Origin of the sequence: Achromobacter sp. EB05 (assembly GCF_044232075.1) — a bacterium.
Taxonomy (GTDB): Bacteria; Pseudomonadota; Gammaproteobacteria; order Burkholderiales; family Burkholderiaceae_B; genus Achromobacter; species Achromobacter dolens.
The window spans coordinates 6,047,904-6,070,752 of record NZ_CP155917.1 but is presented as its reverse complement, the minus strand read 5'-3'; the positions used below and the strand labels follow the sequence as shown (position 1 = coordinate 6,070,752).

At 68.9% G+C, this 22,849-nt stretch carries 27 protein-coding genes; 18 read left to right on the top strand and 9 right to left on the bottom strand.

The window, feature by feature from the left end; translation table 11 throughout:
* Positions 1-4 precede the first annotated feature (4 nt).
* On the bottom strand, positions 5-811 hold the full coding sequence (locus tag AAID08_RS27710) for a type III pantothenate kinase (RefSeq protein ID WP_054500303.1): 807 nt from the start codon (positions 809-811) through the stop codon (positions 5-7).
* Positions 808-1,662 (bottom strand): biotin--[acetyl-CoA-carboxylase] ligase, encoded by an 855-nt coding sequence (locus tag AAID08_RS27705; protein WP_054500304.1) that lies wholly within the window; start codon positions 1,660-1,662, stop codon positions 808-810. The genes AAID08_RS27710 and AAID08_RS27705 overlap by 4 nt, the downstream gene beginning before the upstream one ends.
* A 95-nt stretch (positions 1,663-1,757) precedes the next feature.
* On the opposite strand from AAID08_RS27705, the gene AAID08_RS27700 reads away from it, so the two are divergent.
* The 10 genes from AAID08_RS27700 to AAID08_RS27655 all read left to right on the top strand — a co-directional run bounded on the left by AAID08_RS27700 (position 1,758) and on the right by AAID08_RS27655 (position 10,090).
* Positions 1,758-2,891: an ABC transporter permease gene (locus tag AAID08_RS27700; RefSeq protein ID WP_054500305.1), complete on the top strand. Its 1,134-nt coding sequence runs from the start codon at positions 1,758-1,760 to the stop codon at positions 2,889-2,891.
* Positions 2,891-3,730 (top strand): ABC transporter ATP-binding protein, encoded by an 840-nt coding sequence (locus AAID08_RS27695; protein WP_175189305.1) that lies wholly within the window; start codon positions 2,891-2,893, stop codon positions 3,728-3,730. Before AAID08_RS27700 ends, AAID08_RS27695 begins: the two co-directional genes overlap by 1 nt.
* Positions 3,717-4,673, top strand: a complete 957-nt coding sequence (locus AAID08_RS27690; protein ID WP_064526750.1) for an MlaD family protein — start codon at positions 3,717-3,719, stop codon at positions 4,671-4,673. The genes AAID08_RS27695 and AAID08_RS27690 overlap by 14 nt, the downstream gene beginning before the upstream one ends.
* Positions 4,670-5,269, top strand: coding sequence for an ABC-type transport auxiliary lipoprotein family protein (locus AAID08_RS27685; protein ID WP_116791342.1), 600 nt, complete (start codon positions 4,670-4,672; stop codon positions 5,267-5,269). The genes AAID08_RS27690 and AAID08_RS27685 overlap by 4 nt, the downstream gene beginning before the upstream one ends.
* A 34-nt stretch (positions 5,270-5,303) precedes the next feature.
* Positions 5,304-5,957, top strand: coding sequence for an alpha/beta hydrolase (locus AAID08_RS27680; protein ID WP_054500309.1), 654 nt, complete (start codon positions 5,304-5,306; stop codon positions 5,955-5,957).
* Between the two features lie 153 nt (positions 5,958-6,110).
* Positions 6,111-7,373 carry a D-alanyl-D-alanine carboxypeptidase family protein gene (locus tag AAID08_RS27675; RefSeq protein ID WP_144656013.1) on the top strand — a complete coding sequence of 421 codons (1,263 nt, stop codon included), beginning with the start codon at positions 6,111-6,113 and terminating at the stop codon, positions 7,371-7,373.
* A 97-nt stretch (positions 7,374-7,470) separates the two neighbouring features.
* Positions 7,471-8,337 (top strand): D-amino acid aminotransferase, encoded by an 867-nt coding sequence (locus AAID08_RS27670; protein WP_064526746.1) that lies wholly within the window; start codon positions 7,471-7,473, stop codon positions 8,335-8,337.
* Positions 8,338-8,442: 105 nt separating this feature from the next.
* Complete coding sequence (locus AAID08_RS27665) at positions 8,443-8,715, top strand: YbeD family protein (RefSeq protein ID WP_047993153.1); 273 nt, start codon at positions 8,443-8,445, stop codon at positions 8,713-8,715.
* An 11-nt stretch (positions 8,716-8,726) separates the two neighbouring features.
* Positions 8,727-9,365 (top strand): lipoyl(octanoyl) transferase LipB, encoded by a 639-nt coding sequence (gene lipB / locus AAID08_RS27660; protein ID WP_054488218.1) that lies wholly within the window; start codon positions 8,727-8,729, stop codon positions 9,363-9,365.
* Positions 9,362-10,090, top strand: coding sequence for a tetratricopeptide repeat protein (locus tag AAID08_RS27655; RefSeq protein WP_395757164.1), 729 nt, complete (start codon positions 9,362-9,364; stop codon positions 10,088-10,090). Before lipB ends, AAID08_RS27655 begins: the two co-directional genes overlap by 4 nt.
* 94 nt (positions 10,091-10,184) lie before the next feature.
* On the opposite strand, the gene AAID08_RS27650 is transcribed toward AAID08_RS27655, so the two are convergent.
* Positions 10,185-10,997 (bottom strand): substrate-binding domain-containing protein, encoded by an 813-nt coding sequence (locus AAID08_RS27650; RefSeq protein ID WP_395757163.1) that lies wholly within the window; start codon positions 10,995-10,997, stop codon positions 10,185-10,187.
* 150 nt (positions 10,998-11,147) lie between these two features.
* On the opposite strand from AAID08_RS27650, the gene lipA reads away from it, so the two are divergent.
* Complete coding sequence (lipA, locus tag AAID08_RS27645) at positions 11,148-12,155, top strand: lipoyl synthase (RefSeq protein WP_054418514.1); 1,008 nt, start codon at positions 11,148-11,150, stop codon at positions 12,153-12,155.
* 134 nt (positions 12,156-12,289) lie between these two features.
* Here the strand turns inward: lipA and AAID08_RS27640 are convergent, their stop codons facing one another.
* Positions 12,290-12,853, bottom strand: a complete 564-nt coding sequence (locus AAID08_RS27640; RefSeq protein ID WP_064522641.1) for a cob(I)yrinic acid a,c-diamide adenosyltransferase — start codon at positions 12,851-12,853, stop codon at positions 12,290-12,292.
* Between the two features lie 143 nt (positions 12,854-12,996).
* On the opposite strand from AAID08_RS27640, the gene AAID08_RS27635 reads away from it, so the two are divergent.
* Positions 12,997-13,302, top strand: a complete 306-nt coding sequence (locus AAID08_RS27635; protein ID WP_054500316.1) for a copper-binding protein — start codon at positions 12,997-12,999, stop codon at positions 13,300-13,302.
* Positions 13,303-13,456: 154 nt separating this feature from the next.
* Here AAID08_RS27635 and hslU read toward each other — a convergent pair whose 3' ends face one another.
* The 5 genes from hslU to AAID08_RS27610 form a co-directional block, all read right to left on the bottom strand.
* Positions 13,457-14,791 (bottom strand): ATP-dependent protease ATPase subunit HslU, encoded by a 1,335-nt coding sequence (gene hslU, locus AAID08_RS27630; RefSeq protein WP_395757162.1) that lies wholly within the window; start codon positions 14,789-14,791, stop codon positions 13,457-13,459.
* 72 nt (positions 14,792-14,863) lie between these two features.
* Positions 14,864-15,403, bottom strand: a complete 540-nt coding sequence (gene hslV / locus AAID08_RS27625; RefSeq protein WP_006391917.1) for an ATP-dependent protease subunit HslV — start codon at positions 15,401-15,403, stop codon at positions 14,864-14,866.
* 208 nt (positions 15,404-15,611) lie between these two features.
* A complete protein-coding gene (gene dksA, locus AAID08_RS27620) occupies positions 15,612-16,076 on the bottom strand; it encodes an RNA polymerase-binding protein DksA (protein WP_006389752.1) in 465 nt (154 codons plus the stop codon).
* Between the two features lie 128 nt (positions 16,077-16,204).
* Positions 16,205-17,341, bottom strand: coding sequence for a GTP-binding protein (locus AAID08_RS27615; protein WP_353630866.1), 1,137 nt, complete (start codon positions 17,339-17,341; stop codon positions 16,205-16,207).
* 351 nt (positions 17,342-17,692) lie between these two features.
* On the bottom strand, positions 17,693-18,196 hold the full coding sequence (locus AAID08_RS27610) for a Fur family transcriptional regulator (protein WP_054501175.1): 504 nt from the start codon (positions 18,194-18,196) through the stop codon (positions 17,693-17,695).
* Between the two features lie 148 nt (positions 18,197-18,344).
* Here AAID08_RS27610 and AAID08_RS27605 point away from each other — a divergent pair, with 148 nt between their 5' ends.
* The 6 genes from AAID08_RS27605 to AAID08_RS27580 are packed head-to-tail and all read left to right on the top strand — an operon-like array spanning position 18,345 to position 22,841.
* Positions 18,345-18,515: a hypothetical protein gene (locus AAID08_RS27605; protein ID WP_167517671.1), complete on the top strand. Its 171-nt coding sequence runs from the start codon at positions 18,345-18,347 to the stop codon at positions 18,513-18,515.
* On the top strand, positions 18,512-19,234 hold the full coding sequence (locus AAID08_RS27600) for a metal ABC transporter ATP-binding protein (RefSeq protein ID WP_081273351.1): 723 nt from the start codon (positions 18,512-18,514) through the stop codon (positions 19,232-19,234). Before AAID08_RS27605 ends, AAID08_RS27600 begins: the two co-directional genes overlap by 4 nt.
* Positions 19,231-20,097 (top strand): metal ABC transporter permease, encoded by an 867-nt coding sequence (locus tag AAID08_RS27595; RefSeq protein WP_175168259.1) that lies wholly within the window; start codon positions 19,231-19,233, stop codon positions 20,095-20,097. The genes AAID08_RS27600 and AAID08_RS27595 overlap by 4 nt, the downstream gene beginning before the upstream one ends.
* 58 nt (positions 20,098-20,155) lie before the next feature.
* Entirely contained in the window at positions 20,156-21,103 is a 948-nt protein-coding gene (locus AAID08_RS27590; protein ID WP_175168279.1) for a metal ABC transporter substrate-binding protein, read from the top strand.
* 50 nt (positions 21,104-21,153) lie between these two features.
* Complete coding sequence (locus tag AAID08_RS27585; RefSeq protein ID WP_395757847.1) at positions 21,154-21,747, top strand: DUF1007 family protein; 594 nt, start codon at positions 21,154-21,156, stop codon at positions 21,745-21,747.
* A complete protein-coding gene (locus AAID08_RS27580) occupies positions 21,738-22,841 on the top strand; it encodes a nickel/cobalt transporter (protein ID WP_064522648.1) in 1,104 nt (367 codons plus the stop codon). Before AAID08_RS27585 ends, AAID08_RS27580 begins: the two co-directional genes overlap by 10 nt.
* The last annotated feature ends 8 nt before the right edge of the window (positions 22,842-22,849 follow it).

Here is a 22,849-nt window from a genome sequence, read left to right as displayed (position 1 = left end):
CTCGTCAGGCGTTCGCTGCCGGATTGGCGCGCGCGATGGCGGCCAGTCCGTCCAGAACGGGGTGGTTCAGGTAGATCGGCACCGGCGCGGCGCCGAACGCGCCGCCGGCATCGGCCAGCAGGCGTTCGATTTCCGAGTGCACCTCGGGCCAGCCGCCGCCGGCGGCGAAGATCTGCGGTGTCTGCCCGTAGCGCTGGCGGCCGGCGAGCCACTGGCGCACCACCGCGCCGGCCTGCGCCGCGGCGATGCCGGAGGCGATGGCTTCATGCGTGTCGGTGGGGTAGGGCACTACCTGGCCTTCCGCGATCGGCAGGTTGGCGGTGCCGTGCGCCAGCGCGTTGCGCATCATGGCCGGGCCGGGCAGGATCAGGCCGCCAGCGAAGACGTTGTCCGGCCCCACGGTATCGATGGTGGTGGCGGTGCCGAAGCTGGCCAGCAGGAAGGGCGGATGGGCGCCGGGCAGGCGCGACAGCACGCCCAGCAGCGAGGCCCAGCGGTCCGCGCCCAGTTGCGAGGGCGTCTTGTAGCGGTTGACCAGCCCCAGGGTGGTGGCCTGCGAGGAGGCCCAGGTCACCGCGCAGCCATGGCGCTGCAGGATGGCCGCGATGGCGGCGCCGCGCTCGGCGCCGGCCACGTTCACGCCCAGCGCACGCGACGGCCGTTGCGGCAGGGCGGCGAGCCAGCGGTCCAGGGCGTCCAGGTCCAGGCCATCGAAGGCGACGGCGGCCGGCTCGCGCGGCATGTCCGGGCTGCTGGGGTCCAGCCAGCCGACTTTGAGACGGCTGTTGCCGGAGTCGATGAGGATGATCATGCTTGGCGTCGAATCGAGATTTCACCGACCGAGATCGGCATGGCGCCCTGGGGCGTTTGCACCAGCAGGCGGCCCTGGCCGTCGACGCCGCAAGCGGTGCCGCTGAGGACCACCTCGCCCTTGTCCAGCACGTTGACCGGACGGCCGCCCAGCGCGTCGACCTGGTCGAAGCGCTGGGAAAAGGCGGCGAAACCTTCGCGTTCCAGCGTCCGCACGGCCTCGTGCCAGGCGGCCGCCGCCGCACAGACCAGGTCCGCGGCGGTGGCGGCATGGCCTGGCGTGTGCTCGGTGACACAGGTCCAGTCGGCGACCTGCCGGCCCAGCGCCTGCGACAGCGCGCCGGCGTCGACCAGGTTGACACCCATGCCGATGACGACGGTGTAGCCGGTCTCGCGTCCGCCCGGATTGCGGGTGGTCTCGACCAGCACCCCGGCCAGTTTGGCGTCGTGCCATTGCACGTCGTTGGGCCATTTCATGCAGAGGCCCTCGGCGGCAGGGCCTGCCACGGCGCGCAGCGCCTCGCACGCGGCCAGGCCGGCCAGTGGCGATAGCGCCGGCAATTGCGCGGCCGGCAGGTGCACGTCGAAGGCGCACGAGAACATCAGCGCCGCGCCCACGCGGTTCTGCCAGGGGCGGCCGGCGCGGCCGCGGCCTGTTTCCTGCAGATGGGTGCCCAGCAGCCAGGGCTTGCCAGCGCCACTGCCGGTGCGGGCGCGCGCCAGCAGGTCGGCGTTGGTGGAGCCGGTGCTGGCGGTCCAGGCGACATCTTGGAAAGCGGGCAGGCGTGAACCCAGCAGCCGGGCCAGATCGTCGGGCGCGGGCAGGTCGGTGGGGCGGACTTGAGCGGACATGGCGCCGATTGTAGGGCACGCGCGGGCCCGGTTCGCGCCCTGCCGTCCGCAGCGTATATGATGAGCGATACATTTTGCATTGCGATCCAGCGTTCATGCCGCATTCCGCCCCGTCCGCGTCCGCCGCCGCCGCGCCCTTCCGCCAGGAAGCGGGTGTGTGCCACGTCGGCGGCGACTGGAGCGTGCTGGCGCTGGCCGAGCCTGGCGAGGTTGAACGCCGCCGCGCCGCCATGGCCAAGGCAGCCGACGCGGGTGCGCGCTGGGACCTGCATGGCATCAGCCGGCTCGACACCATTGGCGCGCTGCTGATCTGGCAGGCCTGGGGCGAAAAGCTGCCCGAGCGGGTGCGCTGGTCGGCTGGCCAGCAGGATGTGTTCACCGCCCTGGCGACGAACAAGGGCGGCAAGCAGGCGCCGCCGCGTCCGGAGCCCTCGTGGGGCTGGCTGCGCGCCGTGGGCGATGCCGTGCTGCAGGCGGCCGAGAACGGCCGCGCGCTGCTGATCATGCTGGGGCAGCTCATCCTGGACCTGTTCGGCATGCTGCGGCGCCCGTCGCGCGGCCCATGGCGCGAGATCTCGGCCCAGGTCTACCGCACGGGGGCGCAGGCGCTGGGGATCACCGCGCTGGTGGGCTTTCTGATCGGCGTGGTGCTGTCATACCTGTCGGCCCAGCAATTGCAGATGATCGGCGCCGACCGCTTCATCGTGCGGCTGCTGGGCGTGTCGATCGTGCGCGAGCTGGGGCCGGTGCTGGCGGCCATCCTGGTGGCGGGCCGTTCCGGTTCGGCCATCACCGCGCAGATCGGGGTCATGCGGGTCACGCAGGAGCTGGACGCGATGCTGGTGATGGGCATTTCGCACGGCCAGCGGCTGATCCTGCCGCGGGTGGTGGCGCTGGCCATCACCATGCCGCTGCTGGTGCTGTGGACCGACGCCATGGCGATCCTGGGCGGGATGCTGGCGGCGCAGGTGCAGTTGGGGGTCTCGGCGCAATGGTTCCTGCAGTCGCTGCCCGATGCCATTTCCCTGACCAATTACTGGATCGGCATCCTGAAGGGCGTGACCTTCGGCATCCTGATCGCGCTGATCGCCTGCCATTTCGGCCTGCGCATTCAGCCCAATACGGAAAGCCTGGGGCGCGGCACCACCACCTCGGTGGTCACCTCGATCACCGGGGTGATCCTGCTGGATGCGCTGTACGCGGTCATTTTCAGTTCGGTGGGCATCTGATGGCCGGCGCCGAGCAACAACGCCTGTTCACCGAAGAGCACGTCACGGTCGCCCCGGTCATTACCGTGCGCGGGTTGCGCACCGCTTTCGGCGACCATGTGGTGCACGACAATCTGGACCTCACCGTCTTCCCCGGCGAGATCCTGGTGCTGGTGGGCGGGTCGGGAACGGGAAAGACCGTGCTGCTGCGGCAGATCATCGGGCTTGACCGGCCGGCGGCCGGCACCATCCAGGTGCTGGGCAATACCCTGTCGGAGCTGACGCCGAGCGAGCGCCGGCGCCTGTCGTACCGGTGGGGCATGCTGTTCCAGGCAGGCGCGCTGTTCTCGGCGCTGTCGGTGTTCGACAATGTCGCGCTGCCGCTGCGCGAGCTGCGCACGGTGCCGGAGGACCTGGTGCACGATGTGGTGATGTGCCGCCTGGCGATGGTCGGCCTGTCGGCGCAGGATGCCGGCAAGCGGCCGTCCGACCTGTCCGGAGGCATGGTCAAGCGCGTGGCCCTGGCGCGCGCGCTGTCGCTGGACCCGGAACTGGTGTTCCTGGACGAACCCACGGCGGGCCTGGATCCGCTGCGTTCGGACGAATTCGTGGACCTGGTGCGCAGCCTGCACCGGCAGTTGGGCTTTACCGTCGTCATGGTGACGCACGACCTGGACACGCTGCTCGCGCTGGCCACCCGTGTCGCCGTGCTGGCGGACAAGCGGGTGATCGTATGCGACACGGTGCCGGAAGTGCTGAAGGTCGACCACCCGTTCATACACACATTCTTCCTGGGCGAGCGTGGCTTGCGCGCGCTCGGGGACATGGCGCCGAAGGGAACGCATCATGGAAAACCGTAGTCACGCGCTCATGGCCGGCATCTTCACGCTGGTCCTGCTGGCCGCCGCTGCGCTGGTGGCCGTCTGGATCGGCCGCGACCGGACCAAACTGCAAACCTATGAAATCATCTCTGCCACGGCCGTCAGCGGGCTCAATCCGCAGTCGACCGTGCGCTATCAAGGGGTGCCGGTGGGCAAGGTGCAGTCGCTCGCGCTCAACCCCGACAAGCCCGGCCAGGTGCGCATCCGCATCGGCGTGGCGCCGAACACGCCGATCACCGAATCGACCTGGGCCGAACTGGGCGTGCAGGGCGTGACCGGCATGGCCAACGTCGAGCTGCGCGACGACGGCAGCTCGTTCAAGCGCCTGGCGTCGACCGAAGCCAACCCGGCGGCGATTCCACTGCGCCCGGGCTTCCTGGATCGCATCGAGCAGCGCGGCGGACGGCTCATTTCCAATGTCGAAGACGCCACCGAACAACTGCGCCGCCTGTTGAGCGAACAGAATGTGCAGGCGCTGACGGCCAGTCTGCAGAACGCCACCGACATCACCCAGTCGCTGAAAGAGGCCAGCCGCGACCTCGCGCCGGCCCTGGCCAAGCTGGGCCCGCTGGTCGATTCGCTGGGCAGCACCTCGCGCCAGGCCGACCGCGCCGCGCGCGAAGTGGCGGACCTGGCGCAACAGGCGCGGCAGTCGCTGGCGCGCCTGAACGCGCCCGACGGCGCGCTGGCCATGGCGACGCGCAGTCTCAGCGACATCGCTTATGCCGCCTCGCGCCTGGACAACGAGACGCTGCCGGCCATCACCGGCATGGCGGCCAGTGTCACCGAGGCCGCGCGCGGCGCCACCTTCACCTTGCGCCGCGTGGACAACACGCCGCAATCGTTATTGTTCGGACCGGCGCCGGCGGCGCCCGGGCCGGGCGAGGCCGGCTTCGCCGGTTTTGGGAGACAGCCGAAATGAAGATGCGTAGCGCGATTCTGATCCTGACCCTGGCGCTGGCCGGTTGCGGCGTGGGCCGCGTCGGCGCGCCGCCAGCCCTATTCGATCTGGGCCTGGACGCCCGCCCGGCGCCCCAACTGCCGGCGCGCGATCCCATCGCGTTGGTGTTCTCGGCCGTGCCGGCGCTGTCCAGCACCGGCGTGATCTGGCGAGTCGGCGACAGCGCCGCGCCGCAGGCCTACGCCACCTATCGCTGGGCGTCGTCGCCGTCGGACCTGGTGCGCCAGCGCCTGATCGAGCGCCTGTCGCGCCAGGGACCGGTGCTGGCCGAGCGCGCCAACGGCCAGACGCCGCAGGTACAGGTCTATCTGTCGCAGTTCGAACAGGTCTTCACGCCCGATGGATCGGCCAGCGAGGGCCGTGTGCTGCTGCAGGCGGTGCTGTTGAACGGCCGCGCCGTGGTCGGCCAGTTGCGTATCGCGACGCAGGCGCCCGCGCCCACGCAGGATGCCGCGGGCGGCGTGGCCGCCTTGCGCCAGGCCACCGACGACGCCGCCGATCAACTGGCGCAATGGCTGGCCGCGCAACCGAAGGCCGCAGCCCGACCCGCCGGTTAACATCCTTCTTTTCCACGCAGCACGAGTTTCTCCTATGCCCGCAAGCACTCAAACCCACGCCTTCGCCGGCGCCGCCGGCCGCATCGACTGCGCGGTGGACTGGCCCGACGGCCCGCCGCGGGGCTGGGCCCTGGTGCTGCATCCGCATCCGCTGCAGGGCGGGGCGCGCGAGAACAAGGTGGTGACCACGCTGTCGCGCGCCTGCGTCCAGCACGGCCTGGTGGCGGTGCGCCCCAATTTCCGCGGCGTCGGCCTGTCGGAAGGCGCGTTCGACAAGTCCGTCGGCGAAACGCAGGACATGCTGGCCGTCGTGGCGCAGATGCGCGAGCTGCACCCGGAGCTGGCGCAGGCGCCCTGGGTGCTGGCCGGCTTTTCGTTCGGCACGGCCGTGGCCGCGCAGACCTACGCCGCGCTGGTCGAGCAGGGCGATGCCGTGCTGCCGAGCGCGCTGATGCTGATGGGCCCCGCCGTCAACCGCTTCCAGTCGCACGAGGTCCAGGTGCCTGGCGACACGCTGATGGTGCATGGCGAAGAGGACGAGGTCGTGCCCCTGTCGGAAGCCATGGACTGGGCCCGCCCGCGTTCGATCCCCGTGGTGGTGATTCCTGGCGCCTCGCACTTTTTCCACGGCAAGCTGCTCGTGTTGCGCCAACTCGTGCAGGCCCACTTGAAGGTCAAACTCGATTGAACGGCGCGCCGCGCAAGGCGGCGCGTTGCATCAAGTTGCATGTTTTAAATGGCTAAGGAACCCATCCCGGGCCGGACGGGTCTCATCGACTGCCTATAATTGTCAGCCACTTGCCCCGCGCCGGCGGGCGTCTTTCCTGGACCCACGTTGCCGATGAAGAATTTGTCTCACTCCACCCCTTCCCCCGTTGTCTTTGCGCGTCGTGCCCTGGCCGGCGCGGTGTTGTCGGCGATGCTCGCGACGTCGCTGCCGGCGTGGGCCCAGCAGGCGCCCGCCGCGACGCCGGCGGCCGCGGGCGCCACGGCCCCCGCGCCGACGGCGACGGGCGTGGTGCCGGTGGGCGACGTGTCGGCGGTGCCCGCGCCCACCATCGCGGCCAAGGCCTGGATCGTGATCGACGTGAACAGCGGCCAGACCCTGGCGGCGTCGAACCCCGACATGAAGGTCGAGCCGGCCTCGCTCACCAAGATCATGACGGCCTACGTCGTGTTCAACGCGCTCGAGGAAAAGCGCCTGACGCTGGAGCAGACCGTGCCCGTGTCCGAGCACGCCTGGCGCACCGGCGGTTCGCGCATGTTCATCGAGCCGCGCAAGCCGGTCACTGTCGATGAGCTGAACCAGGGCATGATCGTGCAGTCCGGCAACGACGCCTCGGTGGCGCTGGCCGAAGCGGTCGGCGGCAGCGAGGCCGCGTTCGCCACGCTCATGAACCAGGAGGCCGAGCGCCTGGGCATGCGCAACACCCACTTCATGAATGCCACCGGGCTGCCCGATCCGCAGCACATGACGTCCACGCGCGACCTGGCCACGCTGTCGGCGCACCTGATCACCGATCACCCGCAGTTCTTCCACTACTACAAGCAGAAGAGCTTCACCTACAACAAGATCACCCAGCCCAACCGCAACCGCCTGCTGTGGGCCGACCCGTCGGTCGACGGCATGAAGACCGGCCACACCGATTCGGCCGGCTACTGCCTGGTGTCGACCGCGGTGCGCGGCGACCGCCGCATCCTGGTGGTGGTGGTGGGCACCGACAGCGAAGCCACGCGCGCCGAGGAAAGCCTGAAGCTGCTGAACTGGAGCTTCCAGAACTTCGACACGGTCAAGCTGTTCGACAAGAGCCAGCCCGGCATTGACGCCCGCGTCTGGGAAGGCACGGCCGAGAACGTCAAGCTCGGCCCGCCCAACCCGGTCTCGATCGCGGTCCCGCGCGGCAAGGCCGGCGACCTCAAGCCCGTGGCGCAGCGTACCGATCCCCTGATCGCGCCGCTGACCAAGGGCCAGCAGGTCGGCACGCTGCAGTTCACGCTGGACGGCAAGGTGCTGCGCACCGAGCCGCTGGTGGTGCAGGACGCCGTCGAACGCGCAGGCTTCTTCGGTCGCATGGTCGACACCGTCAAGCGCTGGTTCCAGTAAGCGGACGCGCCGCGGGCGCGGTCGCGGGTGTAAGCTTTACCTAGAAGGGGCGGGCCGGGTGGCCCGTCCCTATCCATTTGATTCTCAGGAGCGGCTCATGATTCCGGGCGTGCCGGGCGAAAGCCAGGTGTTTCTCAATGGCGAGTTTGTGCGTATCGACGAGGCCAAGGTCTCCGTGCTCGATCGCGGCTTCATTTTCGGCGACGGCATCTACGAAGTGGTGCCCGTCTACCGCGGCAATGCCTTCCGCATGGCCGAGCACCTGGACCGCCTGGACCGCAGCCTGGCGGCCCTGCGCATCGCCCAGCCGTTCGACCGCGCGGGCTGGATCGACCTGATCGAGCAGTTGCTGGCGCGCTCGAACCTGGAGACCTGCATCGTCTACCTGCAGGTCACGCGCGGCGTGGCCAAGCGCGACCACCAGTTCCCGGCCGAGCCGGTCAAGCCGACGGTGTTCGGCATGGTCTCGGCCTGGGCGCCGCCGTCGGCCGCGGCCCGCGCTCAGGGGCTGTCCGCCATCACCATCCCCGACGAGCGCTGGCTGCACTGCGAGATCAAGTCGGTGTCGCTGCTGGGCAACGTGCTGGCCAAGCAGCAGGCGGTCGATGCCCACGTCGACGAGGTGCTGCAGTTCCGCGACGGTTTCCTCACGGAGGGTTCGTCCACCAACATCTGGGTGGTCTCCGGCGGCAAGCTGTTGGCCCCGCCCAAGAACAACCTGATCCTGGAAGGCATCCGCTACGGCCTGATGGGCGAGCTGGCCGCCGAAGCCGGTATCCCGTTCGAGGCGCGCCGCATTACCCAGGACGAGGTCGCCCAGGCCGATGAACTGATGCTGTCTTCGGCCACCAAGGAAGTGCTGGCTATCGTGTCGCTGGACGGCCGGCCGGTGGGTTCGGGCAAGCCTGGCCCCGTTTTTGCGCAATTGCGCGCGGGTTATGATGCCCGCATCGCCGCGCTCTAGAACGGCCACGCGGGGCGGCCCCGGCGGCCCCCCGCGCCGGCGGCGGGCCTTGCCTGCACGATGCCTGCCCCCATATAGACAGATTGACGCCCCAGGCCATCCATCATGCATATTCCGCCCGAAGAATCCCTCATCGAGTACCCCAGTGACTTTCCCATCAAGGTCATGGGCAAGCACCATCCCGACTTCGCGCAGACGCTGACCGAGGTCGTGCTGCGCTTCGACCCGGGCTTCGATGCCGCCACGGTCGAGATGCGGCCCAGCAAGGGCGGCAACTACATGGGCCTGACCTTCACGGTGCGCGCCACCTCGCGCGAGCAACTCGACAGCCTGTACCAGGCCTTGCACGGCCACCCGATGGTGTCGATCGTCCTGTAAGGCCGGCGGTTGTGATCAAGTGGCTCGCGCGGCCCGCGGACTATCTGTCCGTGTGGCGGGACATGCAGGCGTACACCGACCAGCGGTCGGCCGAAACGCCCGATGAGATCTGGCTGTGCGAGCACGCCCCGGTCTACACGCTGGGCCAGGCGGGCCTGCCCGAGCACGTGCTCAACCCCGGCGCCATCCCCATCGTCCATTGCGACCGCGGCGGCCAGGTCACGTACCATGGCCCCGGCCAGGTGATGGCCTACGCCTTGTTCGACCTGCGCCGCGTCGACATGTACGTGAAGGAGTACGTGGCGCTGCTGGAATCGGCGGTGATCGACACCCTCGATGAAATGGGCCTGCCCGGCGCGTGCCGCAAGCCCGGCGCGCCGGGCGTGTACGTGGCGCATCCCGAGGGCGGCGATCTGGCCAAGATCGCCGCGCTGGGCATCAAGATCCGCAACGGCCGCGCCTATCACGGCGTGTCGCTGAACGTGGCGATGGACCTGGCGCCGTTCCTGGGCATCAACCCTTGCGGTTACGCCGGCCTGCGCACGGTCGACATGGCCTCCTGTAGCGTGCGGCGCGAGCCCACGGAAGTGGGCGACGCGCTGGCGCGCAATCTGGCCCGCTTGTGGCGCCAGGCAAGGACGCCCGCATGAAGACTAGCTTTACCCCTGCCGAGGTGGCCGCGACCACCCCTGAAGCGCTTGCCGGCCTGCGCGCCGGGCCGGCGCCGCAGTACGCCGCCTGGATCCGCGCGGCGGCCGAAATGGGCCTGGTCGAGGCCCAGACCATTTTCGGCCAGATGCTGCTCGATGGCGTGGGGGTGCCCCAGGACCAGGCCGAAGGATTGGCCTGGTTCAAGCGCGCCGCCAACGCCGATCACGTGATGGCCATCAACATGATCGGCCGCTGCTACGAAAACGGCTGGGGCGTGGCGCCGGACGATACCGTGGCGGCGTACTGGTTCCGGCTGGCCGCGGATCGCGGACTGGACTGGGGCATGTACAACTACGCCCACATGCTCAAGAGCGGCCGCGGGGGCGTGGCGCGGAACCGCGCCGCGGCGCTGGCGCTGTACCAGCAGGCCGCGCAGGCCGGACACGTCAAATCCATCGGCGTGGTGGGCCGCTTCTACGAAGCGGGCGACGTGGTCGAGCAGGACCTGGAACGCGCGTTCGACTGCTACCAGCGCTGCGCCGAGGGCGGCGACTTCCGCGGCATGTTCCACCTGGGCCGCATGCTGCTGTTGCGCGGCCGCAAGGAAGAGGCGGTGCAGTGGCTGGCGCGCGTGCCCGAGACCTCCACGCCGGCCTTCCTGCGTGAAGCCGACGCGATGTTGCGCGACTGCGGCTTTCCCGCACTGTACGAAACCGGCGCCTGAAAGGCGGGCGATGCCCCGCCCTCGGCGCCAGGGCCTGCGCGAGGCGCTCCCGCTGGCGTCAGCGCGTCTTCGCCCGTCACCCGGTCTGCTCGCGCTATGTGCTCAGGCGCGCATCGAAAACGATGTCCAGCGTCAGGCGCGTGCCGGCCGGCTGTTCGCCATCGAGCCGGTCCAGCAGCAACTGGCCCGCGCGGCGGCCCAGCTCGGCCGCGTCCAGTCCCAGCGTCGTCAGGCCCTGTACCCATTGCGGCGCGCTGCCGTCCTCGGTGAATCCCAGCACCGCCAGGTCCTGTGGCACCTGCAAGTCGCGGTTGTGGGCCTCCGACACCGTGGCGGCGGCCAGCACGTCCGACGTGCAGAACACCGCATCGAAGATCGTATTGGTGGCCAGCAGGCGCAGAAACGCCATGCGGCCATCGTTCAGTTGCTGCGCCTCGGGTTGCACGATGTCGGCGACCAGATCCAGCCCGAGCGCGGCCGCGCTGCCGATGAAGCCTTCGCGGCGGGCGCGCTCCCACGGGGTGTCGGCGCTGACGCAGGCGATGCGCGCGTGGCCCTTTTCGGCGAAATGGCGGGCCGCCTGCCGGCCGGCTTCGGCATTGTCGACCGTGATCAGGCTGTCCAGCGGGGCGGCCGGCGGACTCCAGGTTTCCACCACCGGGATTTCCAGCGCCGCGACGGCGGCGCGTAGCAGCGGATCGTCCAGCGGGCCTATCACCAGCGCGGCGTCCGGCGCCAACGGGGTCAGCAGCGGTAGCAGGGCCGCGTCACGCCACGGAGCGGCGGCCAGGTAGTAGCCGGCAGGCGCCAGCCGTTCGGCGCAGGCTTGCACGGCGCGGGCGGCCGGCCCGGCGTCCAGCCGGGGGGCGATCAGGGCGATGGGGCGGGGGAGCGGCTGGGTCGACATGGGGGGCAGGCGGCACGGATTCATCAGGCGTGACGATAACCCGGCGCGGCCCGGCGCCGGGCCATTCGGGGCGGATTTGGGCGCAGGGGGTAAAATGCCCTCTTTTGTCTCAGACCGCAACGCCGCGCGCGCCGGTCGTGAAGGTGTTCCATGTCCACGCTTGCCGAGTCGTCTGTGCCCTCGAACGAAGCCGCCGCCGCGCCCGCGGAAACGGCGTACGATCCGACGCAGAAACAGAAATCCCAGGCCAAGACGGCGCGCATCCCGATCAAGATCATCCCGGCCGAACGCCTGAAGAAGCCGGAATGGATCCGCGTCAAGGCGGCCCAGCCGGGTTCGCGCTTCTACGACATCAAGCGCATCCTGCGCGAGCACAACCTGCACACGGTGTGCGAGGAAGCGTCCTGCCCGAACATCGGCGAGTGCTTCGGCAAGGGCACGGCCACGTTCATGATCATGGGCGACAAGTGCACCCGCCGCTGCCCGTTCTGTGATGTGGGCCATGGCCGCCCCGACCCCCTCGACACCAAGGAACCGGAAAACCTCGCGCGCACCATCGCCGCGATGAAGCTGTCGTATGTGGTGATCACTTCGGTCGACCGCGACGACCTGCGCGACGGCGGCGCCGGCCACTTCGTCGACTGCATCACCCACATCCGCGAACTGTCGCCCACCACCCGCATCGAGGTGCTGGTGCCGGACTTCCGCGGCCGCCTGGACCGCGCCCTGACCATCCTGAACGCCGGTCCCCCGGACGTCATGAACCACAACCTGGAAACCGTGCCGCGCCTGTACAAGCAGGCCCGCCCGGGTTCGGACTACATGCACTCGCTCAAGCTGCTGGCCGAGTTCAAGAAGCTGCATCCGAACGTGCCGACCAAGTCGGGCCTGATGCTCGGCCTGGGCGAGACCGACGAGGAAATCCTGCAGGTGATGCGCGACATGCGCGAGCACAACGTCGACATGCTCACCATCGGCCAGTACCTGCAGCCGTCGGAACACCACCTGCCGGTGCTGCGCTACGTGCATCCCGACACCTTCGCGATGTTCGAGCGCGAAGCCTATGCGATGGGCTTCTCGCATGCCGCGGTCGGCGCGATGGTGCGTTCGTCGTACCACGCCGATGAGCAGGCGCATGCGGCGGGCGTGCCCAACTAAGGCTCCTGCCGTCTCAACGCCAACAAGGAAAATGCCCCGCGAAGGGGCATTTTTCATTTCAGCGCCGAGGCATCCTCAAGATGAAAGCGTCCCCTTGGAGGCAGCAAGCCGCAGGCGCGGCTGGGGGGCATCTCTCATTCCGTGGCCTGTCGCGACACGCGGCTGGTCCAGAACACGTCGGGCCGGCCCGCTTCGCGGTTCAGGTAGCGCGCCAGCACGAACATCAGGTCCGACAGCCGGTTCAGGTATTGCCGCACCGGCGCATTCACCGCCTCCTCGCGCGCCAGCGCCACCACCGCGCGTTCGGCGCGGCGACACGCGGTGCGCGCCAGATGGGCCTGCGCGGCCGCGCGCGAGCCGCCCGGGAGGATGAACTCGCGCAAGGGCGGCAGGGTCGCGTTGTAATGCGCCAGCCGCGCGTCCAGGTGCGCCACCTGGGCATCTTCCAACGCGACATGGCCGGGAATGCACAATTCGGCGCCCATATCGAACAAATCGTGTTGGATCGTCAGCAGATCGGCGGCCACGTCGGCCGGCAGGGGCTCGGTCAGCAGCAGGCCGATGACGCTGTTCAATTCGTCCACATCGCCCAGCGCGGCGATGCGGGCCGCGTCCTTGGGCACGCGCGACCCGTCCCCCAGTCCGGTGCTGCCGTCGTCGCCGGTGCGGGTAGCGATGACTGAAAGGCGGTTGGCCATGAGATGTCCTTTGCAAACAACCGTCAGGATTGTTGCGTTATTACGGGGAAACTATTGCACAAGGGCGGTATCCTAGCATTGTGGAAAGCGGGCGCGCGCGGCAAGACCGGCGCGGCGCTTTCATGGCAATCGGAGGATAGAGCATGGCTTTCAACCGCAAATACACCACGCCCCTGGCCGTCGCCACCGCGATGGCCGTCGTGTCGCTGGCCACGCCACTGGCGTTCGCGCAGCAGGCCGACGCCAGCGGCGAAGTGCGGCGCGTGGACCCGGGCGCGGGCAAGGTCACCATCAAGCACGACGCCATCAAGGCGCTTGACCTGCCGGCCATGACGCTGGTGTACGACGCCGATCCGGCGCTGCTGGCCAAGATCAAGGCCGGCGACAAGGTGCGTTTCACCGCCGAGCGCAAGGATGGCAAGTATGTGGTGACCGCGATCACCAACTGAACGCGCGCCGCGGGCGTCGATACGGCGCCCGCATGGCGACCGGCACCGGCGCGGCAGGTCCGGCGCGGACGCCGCCGTCCCGGAAAAAGGCCCGCCGCGATCGCTCGCGGCGGGCCTTCGTGTTCATGCCGCCGGCAGGAGCCGGGGCACGGCCTTACAGCACGTAGCGGGCCAGGTCCTGGCTGCTGGCGGCTTCGGCCAACTGCGCGTTGACGTAGGCGGCGTCGATCTTCACCGTCTTGTTGCTGGAGGCGGTGGCGTCGAACGACAGTTCGTCCAGCAGCTTTTCCATCACGGTATAGAGGCGGCGGGCGCCGATGTTCTCGGTGGTCTCGTTGACCTCGTAGGCCAGCTCGGCCAGGCGGCGCACGCCTTCGTTGGTGAATTCCAGTTGCACGTCCTCGGTGGCCAGCAGCGCCGTGTATTGCTTGGTCAGCGAGGCGTCGGTGTCACCCAGGATGCGCACGAAGTCCTCGGCCGTCAGCGATTCCAGTTCGACGCGGATCGGGAAGCGGCCCTGCAGCTCGGGGATCAGGTCGGACGGGCGCGCCAGGTGGAAGGCGCCCGAGGCGATGAACAGGATGTGGTCGGTGCGGACCATGCCGTAGCGCGTGTTGACGGTGGTGCCCTCGACCAGCGGCAGCAGGTCGCGCTGCACGCCCTGGCGCGAGACGTCGGCGCCGCCGCTTTCCTGGCGCGCCGCGATCTTGTCGATCTCGTCCAGGAACACGATGCCGTTCTGCTCGACGTTGTTGATGGCGACGGTGCGCAGGTCTTCCTCGTTGATGCGCTTGGCGGCTTCCTCGTCGACGATCAGCTTGAAGGCTTCGCGCACCTTCATCTTCTTGGACTTCTTCTTGTCGCGCGCCAGGCCGGCGAACATGCCGCGCAGTTGCTCGGCCATTTCCTCCATGCCGGGAGGCGTCATGACGTCCATCTGCGGCGCGGCCTGGGCCACTTCGATTTCGATCTCCAGATCGTCGATCTTGCCTTCGCGCAGGCGCTTGCGGAAGGTCTGGCGGGCGCTGTTGTCCTCGCCGCGCTCGGGCTCGCCCGAGGCGCCGCGGGGCGGCGGCACCAGGGCGTCGAGGATGCGGTCCTCGGCGGCGTCCTCGGCCTGGGTGCGCACGCGGCGCATCTCCAGCTCGCGGGTCTGCTTGATGGAGTATTCGGTCAGGTCGCGGATGATGGTGTCGACGTCGCGGCCGACGTAGCCCACCTCCGTGAACTTGGTGGCCTCGATCTTGATGAACGGCGCGTTGGCCAGCTTGGCCAGGCGGCGCGCGATCTCGGTCTTGCCCACGCCGGTGGGGCCGATCATCAGGATGTTCTTGGGGTGGATCTCGTGGCGCAGCGGCTCGGCCACCTGCTGGCGGCGCCAGCGGTTGCGCAGGGCCACCGCCACCGCGCGCTTGGCGCGGTTCTGGCCGACGATGTACTTGTCGAGTTCGGAGACGATCTCTCCGGGCGTCATGTTGGAGGCGGACATGAGGGCGGATCCTTGAAGCGGGGCGATGCTGGGGGACGGGCCGCGGCGCCGGACTGGCGCCGCGAGGGCGCGTCAGTCGCCCAGCGTCTCGATGACGTGGTTCTGGTTGGTGTAGATGCAGAGGTCGCCGGCGATCTCGAGCGATTGCTTGACGATGGTCTCGGGCGCCAGGTCGGTGTTGCGCAGCAGCGCCAGGGCGGCGGACTGGGCATAGGCCCCGCCCGAGCCGATGGCGGCCAGGCCGTGCTCGGGCTCGAGCACGTCGCCGTTGCCGGTCAGCACCAGCGTGTGCTCGGCGTCAGCCACGATCAGCATGGCCTCGAGCCGGCGCAGGACGCGGTCGGTGCGCCAGTCGCGGGTCAGTTCGACCGCCGCGCGCATCAGGTTGCCCTGGTGCTTTTCGAGCTTGGCTTCGAAACGCTCCTGCAGCGTGAACGCGTCGGCGGTGGCGCCGGCGAAGCCGGCCAGGATCTTGTCGTGGTACAGGCGGCGGATCTTGCGCGCCGTGCCCTTGATGACGATGTTGCCCAGGGTGACCTGGCCATCGCCGCCCAGTGCGACGCGGTTGCCGCGGCGCACGCACACGATGGTGGTGGCGTGAAATTGTTCCATGCGTTCCTTCCTTTGAAAGGACTAGCTGGGGGCGATGCGGACGAAATCAAGGCTTGCCGGCCAACGAAGAAACCGCGGCCTCCCCCCGGCATCTTCGGCCATCAGCCTCCTCGGAGGCGTCGTCAGGTTGGGACGGCCCGGCAATGAAAAAAGGCCATGCCGGAAACCAGCATAGCCTTTCGATGTGGCGTTTGAATAACGGGACGGATCAGTCGCCGTACAGCTTCTGCCGCATTTCGCGCCGTTCCTGCGCTTCCAGCGACAGGGTGGCGGTGGGGCGGGCCAGCAGGCGCGGGATGCCGATGGGTTCGCCGGTTTCCTCGCACCAGCCGTACTCGCCGCTGTCGATGCGGGCGATGGACTGTTGCACCTTCTTGAGCAGCTTGCGTTCGCGATCGCGGGTGCGCAGCTCGAGAGCGTGTTCTTCCTCGATGGTGGCGCGGTCGGCGGGGTCGGGCACGAACTGCGTTTCACGCAGGTGCTCGGTGGTCTCGCCGGCGTTGGCCAGGATGTCCTGTTCGAGTTGTTTGAGCCGTTCCTTGAAGAACGCCAGTTGGCGTTCGTTCATGTAGTCGGACTCGGGCATGGCCAGCAATTCCTTCTCGCTGGGCAGATCAATCGCCGTATCGCTCGTCGACTTGCTTGATTTTTTGGTTGCTGCCTTGGTAGCCATGAAAACACTCCACTATGAATCGATCCTGGCGCGGGCTTGTCTTCCCGGTCCGTGTGCTTGCTGCCTACGCTATTCGTACCTCACAGTACTGCCTTCGTCGCACCGCGTCACGTATCCAAAAAAGGGGATCACCCCGCCAGGCACTGCTCCAAGCCCCGGGTGAAAATCTCCTGGGGCAGCTTGCGGCCGATGAAGACCATCTTGGTGGACGGCTTTTCGGCCGCGGTCCACGGTTTGCCGGGTTCGGCGCCCATCATCATGTGCACACCCTGGAACAACATGCGGCGATTGATGCCCTTCATGTACAGGATGCCCTTGTAGCGCAGCAGATCGGGACCATAGACCTGCACCACGCCCCCCAGGAATTCCTCCAGCCGGGCGGGATCGAACGGCTTGTTCGAGCGGAACACGAAGGCGCCGATCTCGTCGTCGTGCTTGGGGTGGTGATGATGCGCGTGATTGCAGTGCGCCCCGCATTCGCCGTCGTGGTCATGGTCGTGGTCGTGGTCGTGACCGTGATGGTCATGGCCGTGGTCATGATCGTGGCCGTGCCCGTGGGCATGGCTGTGGGCGGCGTCGGGATGCTCATCGGCCAGGAAGTCCGGGTCGATGTCCAGGATGGAATTCAGGTTGAAGCCGCTGATGTCGATGATCGACTTCAGGTCGGCGTCGCCGAAGTTGACCGGCGTGATGGGCGCGCGCGGATTCATCCGCAGCAGGCGGTTGCGCAGCGCTTCGTAGTCGACGTCGTTGACCAGGTCCTTCTTGGAGATCAGGATGCGGTCCGCGAAGCCGACCTGCTTCTGGGCTTCGGGTTGTTCGTCCAGCGTCGCCATGCCGTGCTTGGCGTCGACCACCGTGACCACCGCGTCCAGGCGGTAGTACTCGGCGATGTCGTCGTCCATGAAGAACGTCTGGCACACCGGGCCGGGGTTGGCCATGCCGGTGGTTTCCAGGATGACGCGTTCGAAATTCAAGGTGCCGGCCTCGCGCTTGGCGCGCAGGTCGGACAGCGTGCGCATCAGGTCGCCACGCACCGTGCAGCAGACGCAACCGTTGGACAGCTCGATGATTTCCTCGTCGCTGTCCTGCACCAGCAGGTCGTTGTCGATGCTTTCGGGTCCGAATTCGTTTTCGATCACGGCGACGCGGCGGCCGTGGAATTCGGTCAGGATGCGTTTGAGCAGGGTGGTCTTGCCCGCACCGAGAAAGCCGGTGAGGATGGTGACGGGAACCATTTTGTCCAAACTGCGCGGGGTGTTCATGGCGAAGCTGCTTGCGTGAAGTAAAGGCGGTTAGACACGGCGGTCAAGCGCGGGATGCTGGCGGACGGCAGCGGGTGCCGATTGCCTGCCTGACATCGCTCGACCGATGTTACTGCCACAGGCTGCGAGGGCCGCCGATTGCGGCCGGACGCAGGATTACAGCACAGTCGGGGGCAGGGGGCAAACCCCGGGCCAACCCGGGGGCCGTAGCCGCCCAGATCGCGGCTGTACGCCGTCAAGTATCGGGCGATATCGCTATTTTGGGGCGATTTTCCGGATTTCAAGGGTCCGGATGAGGGCGGGTGGAGGGCGGCCGGGCAGGGCCCGATCCGACGGGCCGAGCCGCGCGTCTCAATGATGATGGTGGTGATGCCCGGCGTCGGCCGGTTGCTGCTTCTGGCACTGCGGGCAGAGGGCCCGGATCTCGGTCTCGTGGGTGGCCAGCACGTAGCCCGTCTGGGCGACGCGCTCGGCCAGTTGGCGGCTCATGGCGGGGTCGGACACTTCGGCCACCGCGCCGCAGCCAGTACAGACCACCAGCAGGTCATGGGGCGCGCCGCCGACGTCGTGGCAGGCGCTCCAGGCGTTGACCGCGTCCAGGCGGTGGATCAGGCCTTCGTCCATCAGGAAGTCCAGCGCACGGTACACCGTGGGAGGCGCGGCGCCCGGATGCACTTCGCGCATCGCCTCGAGCAGCTCGTAGGCCTTGAGGCTGCGGCCATGGCGCAGCAGCAGTTCCAGCACCTTGCGGCGGATGGGGGTCAGGCGGCTGCCGCGTTGTTCGCACAGCGCCTCGGCGACGCTGAGTTGGGCGCCTACGGTGTCACTGCGGGGGGAACGGGGCGGAGCGGGCATGGCGGGCTTCATCTGAATAGGGAACGCGCGCGACGCGCGCGAGATGCCTGGAAGGTAGCAGAAAACATCCAGGTGCGGGCAAAAGCCGTCGATTCAAGCCGATTTAGATATGATATAACATAATGATGTTTTACCGTTTGCCGCCGTCATGTCCCATTTTTCGCTCCTGCCTCCGCGGCCCGGCGCCGCGCCGCGGCTCCGCGCGTCGTTCCGTTCCGCCTTCCTCGTATCCGCCTGGCGCCGGATGGCCTTCGCCCTGGTGGCGGTCGCCGCGCTGTGGGCGCTGACCGGCTGGGCGCTGGACTGGTGGCCGCGGTGAGCGCCGCCCCGGTCGCCATCGAGCTGCACAACGCCTCCTTCGGGTGGCACGGGCACGCGGCGCTGCGCGGCGTCTCGGGCCGCTTCGAGCCGGGCGCCATGACCGCCGTGATCGGACCCAATGGCGCGGGCAAATCGACCCTGGTCAAGGGCATCATGGGCGTACTGCGGCCGATGTCGGGCCGCGTCAGCATCGGCGGCGCCGGCCGCGCCGAGCTGGCCTGGCTGCCGCAGGCCGCCGAACTGGACCGCGCCTTTCCCGTGACGGTGCTCGACCTGGTGGCCCTGGGCGCCTGGCGCCGGGTTGGCGGGTGGCGGCGCTACGGTGGTGACGAACTCGACCGTTGCATGCAGGCGCTGGAAACCGTGGGCCTGGCGGACATGGCCGGCCGCGGCGTGGATACGCTGTCGGGCGGCCAGATGCAGCGTACCCTGTTCGCCCGCATGCTGGTGCAGGACGCGCCGGTGCTGCTGCTGGACGAACCGTTCACCGCCGTCGACAGCCATACCGCGGACGACCTGATGGCGTTGCTGTGCGGCCTGCACGGCCAGGGCCGCTCGGTGATCGCGGTGCTGCACGACATGGACATGGTGCGCGAGCACTTCCCGCAGTGCCTGCTGCTGTCGGGATCCGTGGTGGCCTGGGGCGACACGCAGTCGGTCCTGACCGACGCCCACCTGAAGACGGCGCGTCAATGGCACGCGAGGGCCTACGCATGAGCGCGTCGCAGTGGGTCGTGTCGCCCTTCATCGATTACGGCTTCATGCGGCGCGCGCTGGCCGGCGCGTGCTCGCTGTCGCTCGGCGCGGCGCCGCTGGGCGTGTTCCTGGTGCTGCGGCGTATGAGCCTGATGGGCGATGCCATGTCGCACGCCATCCTGCCGGGCGTGGCGGCCGGCTTTCTGCTGTCGGGCCTGTCGCTGTGGGCCATGATGCTGGGCGGCATCGCCACCGGCCTGGTGGTGGCCCTGCTGGCCGGACTGGTGGCGCGCCTGACGCCGCTGCGCGAGGACGCCAGCTTCGCCGCCTTCTACCTGATCTCGCTGGGGCTGGGGGTGTTGCTGGTATCGCTGCGCGGCTCGAACATGGACCTGCTGCACGTGCTGTTCGGCACGGTGCTCGGGCTGGACGACGCGTCGTTGCTGCTGGTCTCCATCACGGCCAGCGTTTCGCTGCTGGCACTGGCCGCGCTCTACCGCCTGCTGGTGGCGGAGTGCCTGGATCCGGCTTTCCTGCGCGCCAGCGGCGGCCGCGGCGGCTGGGTCCACATGATCTTCCTGGTGCTGGTGGTGGTGAACCTGGTGGCCGGCTTCCAGGTGCTGGGCACCTTGATGGTGGTCGGCATCATGATGCTGCCGGCCGCCGCGGCCCGCTTCTGGTTGCGGTCCGCCGCCGGCCAATTGCCGCTGGCCGCCGGCATCGGCGTGGCCGCCTCGGTCGCCGGCCTGCTGGTGTCCTACCACTTCAATGTGCCGGCCTCGCCCGCCATCATCCTGGTCGCCGGCGTCTGTTACCTGTTTTCCATCGTCTGCGGTCCGCATGGCGGGCTGCTGCGGGCGCCGCGCGTTTCGCGCCGGGCCTGAACCCTCAAGGAGATTCACCATGCCTTCCCTCTTCCCGGCGCTGGCGCGCCGCCGTGTCATGCTGGCCGCGGCCGGCCTGTGGCTGTCCGCCGCTTTCGGCTCGGCGCAGGCGGCCGAGCCGTTGCCGGTCGTGGCCAGCTTTTCGATCCTGGGCGACATCGTGCAGGAAGTCGGCGGCGCCGACGTTCAGGTGAGCACGCTGGTGGGCCCGGACGGCGATGCCCACGAATACGAACCCACGCCCGCCGACGCCAAGAAGCTGGCGGCCGCCAAGGTGCTGTTCGTCAACGGCCTGGACTTCGAGGCCTGGCTGCCGCGCCTGGTCAAGGCCTCCGGCTTCGCCGGGCCGACCGTGGTCGCGTCCAAGGGCGTGACGCCGCGCAAGTTCGCCGGCCATGGCGACGGGCACGGTGACCAGCATGGCGACAAGGACCACGATCATGGCCATGCCCACGACGGGGGCGGCCATCACCACCACGACGCCGATCCGCATGCCTGGCAGAACCTGGCCAACGGCGTCATCTACGCGCGCAACGTGGCCGACGGCCTGGCGGCCGCCGACCCGGCCCGTGCCGACGCCTATCGCAAGCGCGCCGACGCCTATATCGCCCGAGTGAAGGCGGCGGACGCGGCCGTGCGCAAGACCTTCGCGGCGATTCCGCAGGAGCGCCGCAAGGTGGTCACTTCGCATGACGCCTTCGGTTATTTCGGCGATGCCTATGGCGTGAGCTTCATCGCGGCGATGGGCGTCTCGACCGAAGCCGAGCCCTCCGCGGGCGACGTGGCCCGCATCATCGAGCAGGTCAAGCGCGAGAAGGTCCCGGCGGTGTTCATCGAGAACATCACCAGCCCGCGCCTGGTGCAGCAGATCGCGCGCGAAACGGGCGCGAAGGTGGGTGGTACGCTGTACTCCGACGCCCTGTCCAAGCCCGGGCAGCCCGGCGCCACCTACCTGGAAATGTTTGAATGGAACGTTCGTCAACTCGCCGCGGCCCTGCAGCCCTGATCGCAGTGGCGGGAGCGCTGGCGGCCAACGCCGCCGCCGCGCACCCGCATATGTGGATCGACGCCCGCGCCGTCATCGACCTGGACGAGCAGCATCGCGTGACGGCGGTGCGGCAGGTCTGGCTGTTCGACGAGATGTTTGGCGCCTATGCCACGCAAGGTCTCAAGAAGGGCAAGGGCGGGGCCTTGCCCGAGGACACCCTGAAAGGCATGGCGCAGGATTGGATGAAGGCGCTGGGCGAACCGGTGTCGCATTACTTCACGCGGGTCACCGTGGCGGGCAAGAGCGCGGTGTTCGCCGCGCCGCGCGACGCGCGCGTGACCTGGAACGCCAAGACCGGCCGGCTGTCACTGGCGTTTACGCTGCCGCTGGCCGAGCCCGCCGCGCTGGACGCCGCGGGCGCGCAGGTGGACATCTACGACCCGACCTACTTCGTGGCCTACGCCTTCGACGACAAGGGGGCGGTCGCACTGGACGGACCCGGCGCGGCGGCGTGCAAGCAGGCTTACCGCAAGCCCAAGGAACTGGATTGGAACACCATGCAGCAACTGGCCGCGATCCCGGCCGATCCGGACGCGCTGCCGGAAGAGCTTTTCGCCATCACCAAGGGCCTGACGCATCGCATCGAGGTGCAATGCTCGTAGGGCGGCGTCCCGCGGCCGCGCTGGCGTGGCTGGTGGCGCTGGCCGCGATGGCATGGGCCGGCCTGGCCGACGCGCAGGGCGCGCATCCTTTCGGCGTGCCGGAGAGCGGCGCCGGCCTCGCCGGTCCGGGCTGGCTGGCGGGTTTCTTCGGCCAGGTCTCGGTGTGGCAGACCCATTTCTACCGGCAGTTGACGGCGGCCGTGCGCGCCTGGCAGGCCGATGGCGGCGGGTGGCTGCTGATCGGGCTGTCGTTCGCCTACGGCGTGTTCCATGCGCTCGGCCCGGGCCATGGCAAGGCGGTGATTTCCTCCTATGTGCTGGCCAACCGCCAGACCGCGCGCAACGGCGCGCTGCTGGCGTTGGTGTCGTCGCTGGTGCAGGCGCTGGTGGCGATCGCCATGGTGGCGGTGCTGGCGCTGGCGTTCAACGCCACGGCCGCGGCGATGAACCAGGCAACGCGCTGGCTGGAGCTGGCCTCGTATGGGCTGGTGACCCTGCTGGGCGCGTGGCTGGTCTGGGTCAAGGCGATCCGGCCGTTGTTGCGGCGGTGTCCGGCCCGCGTGGCCGCGGTGGCCGCGTCGCCCGCCGCGGCGGCGCCGGCCCTGAAGGGGGCCGCGGCCTTGCGCGCCATTGCGATCCAGGCGCCGGCGCCGATTTCTCAGGGCGGGGTCCATGGCCACGCGCACGTTCATCCGCATGACCATCACGACGATTGCGGCTGCGGCCATGCCCATGTGCCGCCGCCTGAGCAGGTGACGGGACCGTTGAACTGGCGCCGCGCCTGGTCGGCGATCTTCGCGGTGGGCCTGCGGCCCTGCAGCGGCGCGCTGATCGTGCTGGTGTTCGCGCTGTCTCAGGGATTCTTTCTCGCCGGGGTGGCCTCGGCCCTGGCGATGGGCCTGGGCACGGGCCTGACGGTGGCGGCGCTGGCCTGCCTGGCGGTCGCGGCCGGCGGCGCGGCCAATGCGCTGGGCGCGCGCCTGTCGGGCGTCGCGGCGGCGCGCTTGCGTTACGGGGTGGAAGCCTTGGCGGCGCTGGCGGTGCTGGCGCTGGGCGTGCTGCTGTTGGGCGGCATGCTGGCCGGCGGCGGCTGAAGCGCCGC

Excerpts from the sequence above, each read along its gene's own strand:
- AAID08_RS27675 (WP_144656013.1), top strand. The coding sequence starts at position 6,111 with ATGAAGAATTTGTCTCACTCCACCCCTTCCCCCGTTGTCTTTGCGCGT.
- AAID08_RS27585 (WP_395757847.1), top strand. The coding sequence starts at position 21,154 with ATGTGGATCGACGCCCGCGCCGTCATCGACCTGGACGAGCAGCATCGC.
- AAID08_RS27665 (WP_047993153.1), top strand. The coding sequence starts at position 8,443 with ATGCATATTCCGCCCGAAGAATCCCTCATCGAGTACCCCAGTGACTTT.
- AAID08_RS27700 (WP_054500305.1), top strand. The coding sequence starts at position 1,758 with ATGCCGCATTCCGCCCCGTCCGCGTCCGCCGCCGCCGCGCCCTTCCGC.
- hslV (WP_006391917.1), bottom strand. The coding sequence starts at position 15,403 with ATGGAACAATTTCACGCCACCACCATCGTGTGCGTGCGCCGCGGCAAC.
- AAID08_RS27615 (WP_353630866.1), bottom strand. The coding sequence starts at position 17,341 with ATGAACACCCCGCGCAGTTTGGACAAAATGGTTCCCGTCACCATCCTC.
- AAID08_RS27695 (WP_175189305.1), top strand. The coding sequence starts at position 2,891 with ATGGCCGGCGCCGAGCAACAACGCCTGTTCACCGAAGAGCACGTCACG.
- AAID08_RS27595 (WP_175168259.1), top strand. The coding sequence starts at position 19,231 with ATGAGCGCGTCGCAGTGGGTCGTGTCGCCCTTCATCGATTACGGCTTC.
- AAID08_RS27680 (WP_054500309.1), top strand. The coding sequence starts at position 5,304 with ATGCCCGCAAGCACTCAAACCCACGCCTTCGCCGGCGCCGCCGGCCGC.
- AAID08_RS27605 (WP_167517671.1), top strand. The coding sequence starts at position 18,345 with ATGTCCCATTTTTCGCTCCTGCCTCCGCGGCCCGGCGCCGCGCCGCGG.
- AAID08_RS27590 (WP_175168279.1), top strand. The coding sequence starts at position 20,156 with ATGCTGGCCGCGGCCGGCCTGTGGCTGTCCGCCGCTTTCGGCTCGGCG.
- hslU (WP_395757162.1), bottom strand. The coding sequence starts at position 14,791 with ATGTCCGCCTCCAACATGACGCCCGGAGAGATCGTCTCCGAACTCGAC.
- AAID08_RS27655 (WP_395757164.1), top strand. The coding sequence starts at position 9,362 with ATGAAGACTAGCTTTACCCCTGCCGAGGTGGCCGCGACCACCCCTGAA.
- AAID08_RS27580 (WP_064522648.1), top strand. The coding sequence starts at position 21,738 with ATGCTCGTAGGGCGGCGTCCCGCGGCCGCGCTGGCGTGGCTGGTGGCG.
- AAID08_RS27610 (WP_054501175.1), bottom strand. The coding sequence starts at position 18,196 with ATGCCCGCTCCGCCCCGTTCCCCCCGCAGTGACACCGTAGGCGCCCAA.
- AAID08_RS27685 (WP_116791342.1), top strand. The coding sequence starts at position 4,670 with ATGAAGATGCGTAGCGCGATTCTGATCCTGACCCTGGCGCTGGCCGGT.
- AAID08_RS27635 (WP_054500316.1), top strand. The coding sequence starts at position 12,997 with ATGGCTTTCAACCGCAAATACACCACGCCCCTGGCCGTCGCCACCGCG.
- AAID08_RS27705 (WP_054500304.1), bottom strand. The coding sequence starts at position 1,662 with ATGTCCGCTCAAGTCCGCCCCACCGACCTGCCCGCGCCCGACGATCTG.
- AAID08_RS27670 (WP_064526746.1), top strand. The coding sequence starts at position 7,471 with ATGATTCCGGGCGTGCCGGGCGAAAGCCAGGTGTTTCTCAATGGCGAG.
- lipA (WP_054418514.1), top strand. The coding sequence starts at position 11,148 with ATGTCCACGCTTGCCGAGTCGTCTGTGCCCTCGAACGAAGCCGCCGCC.
- AAID08_RS27690 (WP_064526750.1), top strand. The coding sequence starts at position 3,717 with ATGGAAAACCGTAGTCACGCGCTCATGGCCGGCATCTTCACGCTGGTC.
- dksA (WP_006389752.1), bottom strand. The coding sequence starts at position 16,076 with ATGGCTACCAAGGCAGCAACCAAAAAATCAAGCAAGTCGACGAGCGAT.
- AAID08_RS27640 (WP_064522641.1), bottom strand. The coding sequence starts at position 12,853 with ATGGCCAACCGCCTTTCAGTCATCGCTACCCGCACCGGCGACGACGGC.
- AAID08_RS27650 (WP_395757163.1), bottom strand. The coding sequence starts at position 10,997 with ATGTCGACCCAGCCGCTCCCCCGCCCCATCGCCCTGATCGCCCCCCGG.
- AAID08_RS27710 (WP_054500303.1), bottom strand. The coding sequence starts at position 811 with ATGATCATCCTCATCGACTCCGGCAACAGCCGTCTCAAAGTCGGCTGG.